Source organism: Breznakibacter xylanolyticus (assembly GCF_003254275.1).
GTDB lineage: Bacteria > Bacteroidota > Bacteroidia > Bacteroidales > Marinilabiliaceae > Breznakibacter > Breznakibacter xylanolyticus.
Genome location: NZ_QKZK01000010.1, coordinates 127,764 through 139,621, shown reverse-complemented (window position 1 = coordinate 139,621; position 11,858 = coordinate 127,764). Strand labels below are relative to the sequence as shown.

The following is an 11,858-nucleotide window of genomic DNA, read 5'->3' as shown; positions in this document are numbered from 1 at the left end:
TTACACGCATAAAACACAGACATGCTAAGTTTAGTCCTCATTTTTATTGCATCCCTGTTTTTTACAGGAATCGTCATTCGCACCAAGAGTCTGGCCTCGGGACGCAAGGGTCCGGGAGTGATGCAACCGCTATACGATGTGGTGCGATTATTTCGTAAAGGTTCGGTGTACAGTCCCACCACCACCGTCATCTTTCAAGTGGCACCGACGGTCTATTTTGCATCGGTGGTGATGGCCATCCTGCTATTGCCGATGGGACAAATGCCGGGCGTATTGAGCTTTGATGGCGACTTTATCTTTTTTGCGTACATTCTGGCGTTGGGTAAGTTTTTCAACATCATCGCCGCCCTGGATACGGGGAGCAGTTTTCAGGGGATGGGAGCGAGTCGCGAAGCCCTCTTCTCGATGTTTGCTGAGCCGGCATTTTTTATCCTGATGGGTTCCATGGCACTTCTGACGGGTCACACGTCGTTCCACGACATTTTTGCAGAGTTGCATTTGGGCTCGACCATCAACTATGCATTGGCAGGGCTGGCATCGTTTGTATTGGTGATGATAGCCATGATCGAGAACAGCCGCATGCCCATTGACGACCCCAAGACTCATTTAGAGTTAACCATGGTGCACGAGGTAATGATCCTCGACAACAGTGGATTCGACCTGGGGCTGATCACGGCAGCGGGCTATCTGAAGTTTGCCATGTACGGCACCCTCATTGTCAACCTTTTTGTGGGATCGACCGACCCCCAATATGCCATCCCCTTGTTCTTTGCCATTCAGGCATTGATGGCCGTGAGCGTGGGGCTGATAGAATCGTTCATGGCGCGATTCCGCATGAGTCACAATGCGCAATTTATCGTGGCACTTTCGTCGGTAGCCCTGCTGATATTCTTCGGGGTTCTACTGGTTCTCAATAAACTTGTTTAACACATCCACGTTTCAACCATGGTTCACGTTTTACTTATCACCCTGCTTATCACCCTGTTTTACATGGCCATCGCCAACCGTCTGCTGACGTACATCAAGATATTGGCATTTCAGGGAATCCTTCTTTTCGTGGTGGTTTTTTTACAACTCCATGAACTCAACCCGGTCAACCTGGCTTTTATACTTCTGGAGACCATTGTATTTAAGTCATTGGCAGTCCCCTTGTTTTTGAATTATGTGGTGAAGCGCAACCAAATCACGCGAGAGGCCGAACCCTTTGTGCCCAACTTTGTGTCGCTCATCATCACCACGTTAATAGTGGTGGTGACGGTACTGCTGGCCAACAGCATCAAGGATGCCCGACTGGACAAGATGTTTTTTGTGGTGGCCCTCTCCACGCTGTTCACCGGCCTGTACCTGATTGTGTCGCGTCGCAAAATCATCACCCACGTGATGGGTTACCTGGTGATTGAAAATGGTGTGTTTGTCCTCTCCCTGGCCGTAGGGAACGAAATGCCCATGCTGGTAAACCTGGGCATCATGCTCGATATTTTTGCCAGTGTGCTAATTCTGGGCATCTTCCTCAATAAAATCGGAGATGTTTTTAAAGATGTGGATGTGAATCAATTGACGGAATTGAGGGATTATTGAGGGGGGGAGTTTAGGAAGTGGAGGAGTTTAGGGGTTTAAAAGTGGAGGAGTGGAAGAGTTTAAGGGTTTAGGAGTGGAGGGGTTTAGAAGTGGAGGGGTTTAGAAGTGGAGAAGTTTAGGAGTGGAGGGGTTTAGAAGTGGAGGGGTTTAGGAGTTTGGGAGGGGAATCAGACTGAGGGAGAGTGAAGAAGTAACATAATATCACATTGATTAAATTAACATGCAAGCGGGATTAAATGACGGGCGTTGCGCTGATGGCACTGAAACGTCATCAGTGCCACGCACACACCATACCGAAAACAAACAGATTATCGACATACCATTAACAATATGATTGGCATCTATTTGATATTGGCATTTGCCATAGCCTTGGGGCTTTATTTTAATCGCAACGAGAGAGTGACCATTGGGTTACTGTTAACATTTGTCGCCCTACAAACGGGGTTGACGGTGCATGCGGCGCTGAATCATCATCAGCATGAACTGGGTTATTTCACTTATGACTCATTGGGATTATTACTTCTGGTGGTTTTGAGCGTGCTGACCATCCCGGCATTGTTGCACAGCCACATCTACCTGAACGAACAACCGGCACCACCACAGGCACGCTCCATCTACTACGCGTCGATGGTGTTACTCATCACGGCCATTGGGGCGGGCTACCTGGCCAACCACATCGCCGTGACCTGGATTTTCACCGAGTTGACGACACTGAGCGCCTCGGCACTCATTTACCACCACCGCAATAAATTAGCACTCGAAGGCACCTGGAAATATGTGTTTGTATGTGCCATCAGCATCACTTTCGTGTTCATCGGCATCTTGTTCCTGAGTCTGTCGATGAACCATGCCCATGCCGAGGACATGTCGTTTGGCAATTTGATACGACACAGTCACGAACTGAATCCCTTTTGGTTGCGTCTGGCGTTTCTGTTCATCTTTACCGGCTTCACGGCCAAAATGGGTTTGGTACCCATGTTCACTGCCGGCGTGGATGCCAAAGACAAAGCGCCGGCGCCAGCCGGGGCGCTGTTGTCGAGTGCCCTGATGAACCTGGGTTTTATCGGCATCTTTCGTACCTACACCATCATCGCCAACACCGAGCTCAAAACGTGGGCAGCGATGGTGATGGGCATCTCGGCATTGCTGTCATTATTGGTGGCTACCGTTTACATGATAAAGGTGAAAAACATCAAGCGCATGATGGCCTATTCGAGCATCGAACACATGGGTCTGGTGATGCTGGCCATGGCAGCCGGGGGCGTGGGTTATTACGCGGCCATTCTGCACATTGTGCTTCATTCGCTGGTTAAGCCCAGTCTGTTTTTTCAATTTACCCAACTCTACCGGGTGTTTAAGAGCAAGAGCATTTACCAAACGGGCAACTATTTCCGCTACAACCCCACCGGCGCAATGGTGTTGTTACTGGGATTCATCAGTGCGACAGCCATGCCCCCGTCGGGACTCTTCGTGAGTGAATTTCTCATCTTTAAATCGCTGGTACAAGGGGGACACTTCATTGTGCTGGGATTGGTATTGCTGCTGCTCACCATCATAATATGGGCCTTTGGAAAAAACATTTTTAAAATACTTTTCATCCCCCCGGTTGGGTTTAACGATGCACACGTTCCGTCCATATCGCCCCGTGAATCGCTGTCGCAGTTTATCCTGCTGGCAAGCGCCATTTACCTGGGACTCAACCCACCGGCCGTTTTGGTCAACCTCATCAACGACTGTTTGAGCAACCTGCCGGTATAGCTCTACAGAGTCAAAATAAACGCTGAGGCGCAAAGGCGCTGAGTTATTGTGTCACACCATGCGTGTAACACCTATTACACAACTCCAAATAGTTATGTAATAAGCATATAGCAATCAAAACAAACACAGAGGCGCTAATCGTCGCAGACACTTGGATTTGCCAAGAAAGGCGCTGAGTTCATTCATAACACCCTATGTTTAAATAAGAAAACAGGGCATTCAAACGAAACATAAAGTAGCGAGAGAAATAAAAAATCACCCAATTAGCGCCCCCGGGATTCAAAAATAAAAACATGAATCATCTCACCATACACAACCACCAAACCATCGCCCTCGAGGACATTCCCCGTATGGCGTATGCCGATTTTTATGACCTAAACACAGGCTGGATTAAGAACAGCGAGCATTGTCACTGCGTCAACTATTTTGGTCATCGCACGGGCAAGGACCTTTTACTGATATGCTGTGTGGCCGATGATGCCACCGGCAGCATTTATGTGTCGGCACACCCAACCAATGGCCACACGCCACTGGAATCGATGACAGCCGTGGCGCCATGCTACGAGCGCTTTGAGCGCGAGTTGCACGAGAACTTTGGGATCCCGATGGTAAACCATCCCTGGCTCAAGCCTGTTCGTTACCCACACCACCGGGCCGACCAGACGCAAACCATGGATACCTACCCGTTTTACAGCATCGACAGCGAAGAGCTGCACGAGGTGGGTGTGGGTCCGATTCATGCCGGCATCATTGAACCGGGTCATTTCCGATTCATCTGCAATGGGGAACAAATCCTACACCTCGAAATACAGTTGGGCTACCAGCATCGGGGCATCGAGGCACTGATGGTAAAAAACAAAAACCTGTTACGCCGTGCCACGCTGGCCGAAGCCATTGCCGGCGACACAGCCATTGGACACACCACCACCTTTTGCAATGTATGGGAGAGCCTGAGCCAATGGGAGCCCACCCCCGACGTGGTTTATGCACGCACCCTCGCGTTGGAACTGGAACGCATGGCCATTCACACGGGCGACCTGAGTGCCGTGTGCACCGATGTGGCTTATCAATTGGGCAGTTCCGTTTTGGGACGCTTGCGAACTCCCATCGTCAACTTCATGCAGGAATGGGGAGGCAACCGCCTGGGCAAAGGCTTTGTCCGTCCAGGACAATGTGTTTTCCCCTTCACGTCACAGTTATCAGACCGGCTCACCACCATCTTTACTGAATATGAACGCGACTTTAACGAAATCATGGACGAGATATTCCAACTGCCCAGTGCCCTATCGCGATTCGAACGCACGGGCGTGGTATCGACCGAAGATGCACGAGCCATTGGTGCGGTAGGGATGGTTGCCCGTACTTGCGGCATTGCACGCGACATCAGAGCCACACACCCCACAGGTCTATACACCACGCTGGCGCATGCCCCCATTGTGAAACACCATGGCGACGTGTACGCACGCGTGAGCCTACGCCGAGAAGAGATTGCCCAGTCGATGGCCTATGTTCGGGAATGGATGAACACCATTCCGGAATCGTCACTACACACAGAACCGGCACAACGTCTTCAGCCCAATGCATTTACCCTTTCACTCACCGAGGGATGGCGGGGCGAAATATGCCATTGTGCCATTACCGATGACAACGGAGACCTTGCCACCTATAAAATAAAAGACCCATCGTTCCACAACTGGATGGCACTGGCCTTGGCTGTAAGAAACAACGAGATATCCGACTTCCCCATTTGCAATAAGAGTTTTAACCTCTCATACGCAGGGCACGACCTGTAACCGACAAAACGAAGCACCATGTTATCGAACATCAAGATACTTTACCACCAGGGAAAACAGTTCATTCCCGATGTCACAACCGCCAAAGTACCCGGTATTTTTCGCGGACGCCCGGTGATCAGCACCACCACGGTGGACACCCAGGCATTGACCGATTGCTGTCCCATGAACGCCATCACAAGTGCTCCAGTGGCCATTGACCTGGGGCGATGTACCTTTTGCGGGGCGTGTGCCCGACGTTTTCCGGATAAAATCACATTCACCACCGATTACCAGATTTCCACCAACGAACGGGAACGACTGATCGTCAAAGAAGGAGATACCGGCAAAGTAGAGGTGAACCCCGCGAGCGTCCGCAAAGAGATACACCGCACCTTTGGTCGGTCCCTCAAACTCAGGCAGATTTCGGCCGGAGGCGACAACAGTTGCGAATGGGAGCTCAATGCCTCCAACAATGTTCAGTTCGACATGTGCCGCTTCGGAATAGACTTTGTGGCATCGCCCCGGCATGCCGACGGCATTCTCATCACCGGCCCCATCACCCAAAACATGGCTCGTGCAGTACAGATATGTTACGATGCCATTCCCGAGCCCAAAATTGTGGTATTGGCCGGTACCGACGCCATCAGCGGGGGGGTGTTGGCCGACAGCCCGGCCATTGACCGCACATTCTTAGACCGCATTCATGTGGATTTGTACATCCCGGGCAATCCTTGCCATCCGCTGACCATCATCAACGGATTACTCGATTTGACCAGAAAGAAGACACTGAATGGATGATCGGCAGGCACCAGACAGGTGGCCTTTCAACATGCCATACCATGGTAACTCACACAGAAATGAATTCTTCGAAATATGGGTCTCATCGTTCTCAGTGTAACCTTTTAAGAACTGACACTGAGTTGCAGTGAGAGAGGATGAGAACCGGTGAGAAGAAAAAACTCAGCGCACCTCAGCGTGGCCTCATCTTCCTCAGCGTAACCAACTAAGAACTGACACTGAGTTGCAGTGAGGTAAGATGAGAACCAGTGAGAAGAAAATCTCAGGAACTCAGCGTCTCCTCATCTTCCTCTGTGTAAACTTTTAAGAACTGACACTGAGTTGCAGTGAGAGAGGATGAAAACCGGTGAGGAAATAAACCTCAGGGGAACTCAGCGCCGACTCATCTTCCTCAGTGTAACCTTTTAAGAACTGACACTGAGTTGCAGTGAGAGAGGATGAGAACCAGTGAGAAAAAAATCTCAGAGGAACTCAGCGTCTCCTCATCTTCCTCAGTGTAACCTCTTAAGAACTGACACTGAGTTGCAGTGAGAGAGGATGAGAACCAGTGAGAAAAAAATCTCAGAGAAACTCAGCGTCTCCTCATCTTCCTCAGTGTAACCTCTTAAGAACTGACACTGAGTTGCAGTGAGAGAGGATGAGAACCAGTGAGAAAAAAATCTCAGAGGAACTCAGCGTCTCCTCATCTTCCTCAGTGTAACCTCTTAAGAACTGACACTGAGTTGCAGTGAGAGAGGATGAAAACCAGTGAGAAAATAAACCTCAGGGGAACTCAACGCCTACTCATCTTTTAATGTCATTTAACCCTTTTTAAAAAAACATTCCACCGCCATCCCTCGTAATAAATCCTGACTGAAAGTAACTTCCATTTTCCATGACAGAAATCCACATCCCGGATTGCCTACACACCACGGCACAGGTTTACGATCACATCAGTGATACCATCCGTGCATTCATCCCCAAATCGATTGTCATCATTAGTCAGCTCGACGAAAAACTTAACCGCTCGTATGTTTACAACCTCACCGGGTTAAACATGGGCTTGGTCAATAAGCTTAACGCGATTCTGGGCATCAACCCCATCGGCAAGACCTTTCACAATGTCCCCGATGGCGACCGGTTTTATTTTAACCTTCGGGAATTTCACAAATACAACAAGAGCCTGTATCATTTTGCAGGAGGTCAAGTGCCCGAGTGGGTGTGCAAGTCCATCGAAACGCTGTTCAACATACGCGAGATTTGGTGCATTGGCATCAATCACCACAACAAACCGGCAGGTTCGGTGATGGTGTTTACCCGCCACGCGGTGGATAACATCCACGAGTTGGAACCCTATATCCACGAAGCCTCCGAACGGATTCATCGACTGATAGATCAAAACCACGCGTTGCTGAACATTCCATCACATCCCAACGAATTCACACAGGCCATTCTGCGCAACATCTCACACGAGATACGGACGCCCCTCAATGGCATCCTTGGCATGCTGGAGATCTCCGATGCATACGCATCGGCCGACACCGAACAGCGACAGGAACTCATCAGCTCCATCTGGACCAACGCCCGCACGCTCACGCGCACCATCGAAAACATGGTGATGGCATCGGAACTGGAGACCAACGCCATCCGCTTTAACTTTGCCATAACCACCATCAACCAACTCATCGACCGAGCACTGACAATTCTCAACCGCATTCAGCGCACGGTACCCAATCGGAACATCACGCTCAACATTGCGCATGAGATGCCCATTGCCAAGTCGGAACTCTACCTTGACAAAATCCGCATTGACTATGTGATAGAAGAGCTACTGCTGAATGCGCTCAAGTTCTCCGACGAAGAGATACGCATCAGTTTTGCCACCGAAAATGACATATTGGTGGTATCGGTCATCGATAGTGGCATCGGCATGACCGAACCGGAGAAAAAACTGGTGCTAAAGCATTTCTCCAAAATCCACCAAGAGGACAAAATATACCGGGGCATCGGCCTTGGACTCACCAATGCCAATGACATCATCAATCGCCACATGGGCAACATCCGCATCGACTCAACGCCCGGAAGCGGCACCACGGTGAGCTTTTGCCTGCCCTTGTACCGTAACGTCAGGCAGCAGCTGCATCTTGGCGACAACCTGCCGCTGTGCAATTAACAGGGTACTAAATTGTGCGTTAACCGATTAACAATTCCGGCTTCACACACATTCAATCCGGTGCGATGATTTTGATGCAGTGTGTCGCAAACAATATGCACCCTCAATTGTCATTCATCAATAAACACCTCACCATCAACAACGCCCATGATCATTTTCTTCCTCATCGTCTTAGGCATTCACCTGTTGGTGAACCTATACATCTACATCCGCGGCAATCGAGCACTTAAGTCAACACCCCGGTTACGCATCACCTTTCGATGGCTGATGTTGTTTCTCACACTGTCTTACCCGCTGGGACGATATCTCGAAAAAGTATGGATAGGCCCGGTGTCGGACGTGCTGCATTGGAGTGGCGCATTGTGGTTTGCCGGGATGCTGTATGCCGTGATGTTATTATTAGGCATCGACATGGTGCGCATGCTTAATGCCGTGTTTCACTTTTTACCGGCCACGCAAACACCCCCCCGCATCAAGCTGAATCTTCGCACCTTTTATGTCGTCAGCATATTGGTCATTGTGATTGTAACGACCGGCTTTCTCAACGCCTGGCATCCGCGCATCACCCGACTGACGCTCGACATTCCCAAGCAAGCCGGCATGCGCGACTCGTTGCGCATTGTTTCAGCCACCGACATCCACATGGGAACCATCATTGCCAAACGCAAGAGTAGTAAGCTGATTAAAAGCATTAACAACCAACACCCCGACATCATCCTGTTTGCCGGCGATTTGCTCGACGAAGATGTACAGCCCGTTATCCGTCAGGATTTGGGACGATGCCTCCAACAACTGAGAGCCCCGCTTGGTGTATGGGCTGTGACGGGCAACCACGAATACATTGGCGGCATTGACCGCACCACTGAGTATCTGAGCAAAAACGGCATTGCGCTACTGCGCGACACTTCAATGCTGATTGACAATTCCTTTTATTTGATTGGGCGCGAGGATAAAGACCGCAACCGATTTGCCGGGGAGCCACGCAAAACAGTCGATGAACTGGTGCAGCGCCTAGACACAACCAAGCCCCTCATCCTACTCGACCATCAACCCTTTGAGCTGGACGAAAAAGCCAAGGCCGGCATCGACCTGCAAATCTCGGGTCATACACACCACGGACAGCTATGGCCTTTTGGCTACCTCACCGACAAGATTTTTGAAGTGAGCCATGGCTACAAGCTCAAAGATCAACTGCATGTGTATGTGAGCACGGGTTTTGGCACTTGGGGACCACCGGTGCGCGTCGGCAACCGCCCCGAAATTGTGGTCATGGACATTCGGTTTCGATGAGATCGATGCACTCAAAAGGATTAAAATTAAGACTATTCTGATTTGTGTGGGTAATCATAAGTATCAATTCGCACAAACCATTTTTTCGTGCCCTCAAGCCGGGCGGGCTCTTACTTTTTGGCTACAGCCCCAAAAAGTAAGCAAAAAAGGCCGCCGCTGACGTAAAATGGCTAAAAATCATAGGCCCTCGCTAAAATCTGCGAACTCGCAAGCTCAAACAGCGCATATTTTTTAACGCTCAGGCCTATGATTTTTTTAACGCCATTTTCCGAAGGCGGCTTAGTTACCTTGCTTGATTTCGTTCTTTCATATTTTGGTTACCCATAGGATTCGACATGTAGTCAAAATTAAGCAGCCAGAGTAACAACAGAAATTATTACATCCCACAAAAAACCACACGCAACATCAATTCTGTTTTGATAATGACACGAATTAAGGACTGGTGTATATCCTTGAGCATCTGCACCTACTTCATGCAACGGCTATATAACTCTTTTGAGTTATCTGCTTTGTTATTTAAACGCATGGCATAACAAAATAACTCAGCGCCTTAGCGCCACAGCGTTTATTCTTACTCCGTAAAACAACCATGCACAACACCGAGTTATAACGAGCAGGTAATGAGTCAAATCACACATCGCCTCTTACTGCATCTTATCTTATGTCTTCATCTCTTAACCAAACGAGATGAATGCTATAGTTACACTTCCTCCTGAGAAAAGGTGATTTGACAACATACCATCCACATTTCATCAAAAAGGTCTGTAACTTTTTCCCATTTTATCGTATTATTAGGGATATAACACAAAAACACACAACCCAAACCACAACAATGACAACCAACCATTTGAAGAACGCCAAAAACAACAGATGGACTGTCATTCTGATACTATTTCATGGAAACACTCTCGTTAATGGATAACATCAGCGACTATATCAATCGCATCACCCGTTTGGCGGGTCGCAATAACCAGATAAATGAACAACTCAAAGAACTGGTATCGCGATACGAAGTCATCAAAGAACAGAACACCCGTTATCAAGACTTACTCAAAGAATATACCACCGAAGATGCCGCGCGCGGCATCACCGGCAAACGGGAATTGCAACGCTTTCCCATGGTGTCGCTCATGTTTGTCTCGGTCAGGGGCTTTCATAAACTCAACAACCACCCCAAAGCCATTGAACTGGTGGATTTGCTTGACGAGCTTCATGTGGACATTCATGCCATTTGCAAAAAATATGACATCATCCGCATCCGCACCATTGGCGATTCGTTTCTGCTGGCCTGCGGCATGCCGGTGGAGAATCACACCAACCCCATAGACGTGATGGCCGCTGCACGCGAGATGCAACAGGTGGTGCACGAGCGATCAATAGAGCTCAACGATGGCCAGCCCTTTTGGGAATTGAGCATCGGCATCCACACGGGGCCGGTGACGGCTGAATATACGGGTCGAAAAAACACCCCCTACAGTTTGTCGGGCGAAAGCGTCAACATAGCCTATCGCATGGGGCGAATCTGTCAGGCAGGCCGCATCAACGTGTCGGTGATGACCGGTGAGATGATTAAAGAATTTTACGAAACAGAAGGCTGGGGTCACCTGCCGGTGAAATACAAAGGCAACATCGAAGTATTTTATCTCAAAGGCATTTTGCCCGAGTTATCGGAAAACGGCGAAGGCCTGGTGGCCAACGACAACTTCAGGGTCAAATATGGACTCATTCAGTTTATGGACATCCAGGAAGCCCTACTCGACCGTCTAGAGCAACAACTGCCGGCCAACCTATAAAACACACCATCGATGTGGTCACCGAAGTTGAACTGATCGGCTGGGCCGAGGGAGTGAACGACGAGGAGATTCTCATGCTCAAACTGGCAGCCTTGTTTCACGACAGCGGCCACATTGTGAGCTATCAAAACCACGAGTTTTACGGCACACAAATAGCCAGGGACATGCTCTCGCACTATTCGAACTACACCCCGCATAACATCGAGACCATCTGTCGGTTAATCATGGCCACCAAGATGCCCCCCAACCCGCAAGACACGCTTGAAGCAGTAATGTGCGATTCGGATCTCGACTATCTGGGGCGCACCGATTTCATCCCTGTCTCGAACGCTCTTTATCAGGAGTTGAAAGAGCGCAGCATGATTGACAATTTTAACAACTGGAACCGGCTACAATTCAAGTTCATCACCAAGCACCAATACTTCACCCCTACCGCACGGCAACTGCGCGAAGTGAACAAAAAGAGTCAGCTGGAACGATTGAAGAAACTTCTGGATCATGATCCTGATTTCCTCAGCGATCTGTCGCATCAGTCGGTGGAGATCCCTGAGTAAAAAAGAAAAAAAATCAGCGTTCACTCATCTTACTTAGCTTAAATGATTAAGAACTGACACTGAGATGCAGTGAGGGAAGATGAGGGCCGGTGAGAAGAAAAAAAACTCAGCGTAACTCAGTGTGATCTCATCTTCCTCAGCGTAACCAATTAAGAACTGA

General features: G+C 49.2%; 9 protein-coding genes. All 9 read left to right on the top strand.

Annotated elements, in window-relative coordinates; genetic code table 11:
* The first annotated feature begins 21 nt into the window (after positions 1–21).
* On the top strand, positions 22–927 hold the full coding sequence (locus tag LX69_RS07895; RefSeq protein WP_111445281.1) for a respiratory chain complex I subunit 1 family protein: 906 nt from the start codon (positions 22–24) through the stop codon (positions 925–927).
* Between the two features lie 18 nt (positions 928–945).
* Positions 946–1,578, top strand: coding sequence for a hypothetical protein (locus LX69_RS07890; protein ID WP_111445280.1), 633 nt, complete (start codon positions 946–948; stop codon positions 1,576–1,578).
* Positions 1,579–1,908: 330 nt separating this feature from the next.
* Positions 1,909–3,336, top strand: coding sequence for a complex I subunit 5 family protein (locus LX69_RS07885; RefSeq protein ID WP_111445279.1), 1,428 nt, complete (start codon positions 1,909–1,911; stop codon positions 3,334–3,336).
* Positions 3,337–3,629: 293 nt separating this feature from the next.
* Complete coding sequence (locus LX69_RS07880) at positions 3,630–5,129, top strand: hydrogenase large subunit (RefSeq protein WP_111445278.1); 1,500 nt, start codon at positions 3,630–3,632, stop codon at positions 5,127–5,129.
* 18 nt (positions 5,130–5,147) lie between these two features.
* Entirely contained in the window at positions 5,148–5,909 is a 762-nt protein-coding gene (locus LX69_RS07875) for an NADH-quinone oxidoreductase subunit B family protein (protein ID WP_111445277.1), read from the top strand.
* An 874-nt stretch (positions 5,910–6,783) separates the two neighbouring features.
* Complete coding sequence (locus LX69_RS07870; RefSeq protein ID WP_111445276.1) at positions 6,784–8,061, top strand: sensor histidine kinase; 1,278 nt, start codon at positions 6,784–6,786, stop codon at positions 8,059–8,061.
* Between the two features lie 147 nt (positions 8,062–8,208).
* Positions 8,209–9,351, top strand: coding sequence for a metallophosphoesterase (locus LX69_RS07865; RefSeq protein WP_111445275.1), 1,143 nt, complete (start codon positions 8,209–8,211; stop codon positions 9,349–9,351).
* 896 nt (positions 9,352–10,247) lie between these two features.
* Positions 10,248–11,144, top strand: coding sequence for an adenylate/guanylate cyclase domain-containing protein (locus tag LX69_RS07860; protein WP_111445274.1), 897 nt, complete (start codon positions 10,248–10,250; stop codon positions 11,142–11,144).
* Between the two features lie 14 nt (positions 11,145–11,158).
* Positions 11,159–11,698: an HD domain-containing protein gene (locus LX69_RS07855; protein WP_170124294.1), complete on the top strand. Its 540-nt coding sequence runs from the start codon at positions 11,159–11,161 to the stop codon at positions 11,696–11,698.
* The last annotated feature ends 160 nt before the right edge of the window (positions 11,699–11,858 follow it).

What these genes read in the sequence shown, in the direction of transcription:
- LX69_RS07895 (WP_111445281.1), top strand. Translation starts at nt 22, where the DNA reads ATGCTAAGTTTAGTCCTCATTTTTATTGCATCCCTGTTTTTTACAGGA.
- LX69_RS07860 (WP_111445274.1), top strand. Translation starts at nt 10,248, where the DNA reads ATGGAAACACTCTCGTTAATGGATAACATCAGCGACTATATCAATCGC.
- LX69_RS07890 (WP_111445280.1), top strand. Translation starts at nt 946, where the DNA reads ATGGTTCACGTTTTACTTATCACCCTGCTTATCACCCTGTTTTACATG.
- LX69_RS07865 (WP_111445275.1), top strand. Translation starts at nt 8,209, where the DNA reads ATGATCATTTTCTTCCTCATCGTCTTAGGCATTCACCTGTTGGTGAAC.
- LX69_RS07885 (WP_111445279.1), top strand. Translation starts at nt 1,909, where the DNA reads ATGATTGGCATCTATTTGATATTGGCATTTGCCATAGCCTTGGGGCTT.
- LX69_RS07870 (WP_111445276.1), top strand. Translation starts at nt 6,784, where the DNA reads ATGACAGAAATCCACATCCCGGATTGCCTACACACCACGGCACAGGTT.
- LX69_RS07880 (WP_111445278.1), top strand. Translation starts at nt 3,630, where the DNA reads ATGAATCATCTCACCATACACAACCACCAAACCATCGCCCTCGAGGAC.
- LX69_RS07875 (WP_111445277.1), top strand. Translation starts at nt 5,148, where the DNA reads ATGTTATCGAACATCAAGATACTTTACCACCAGGGAAAACAGTTCATT.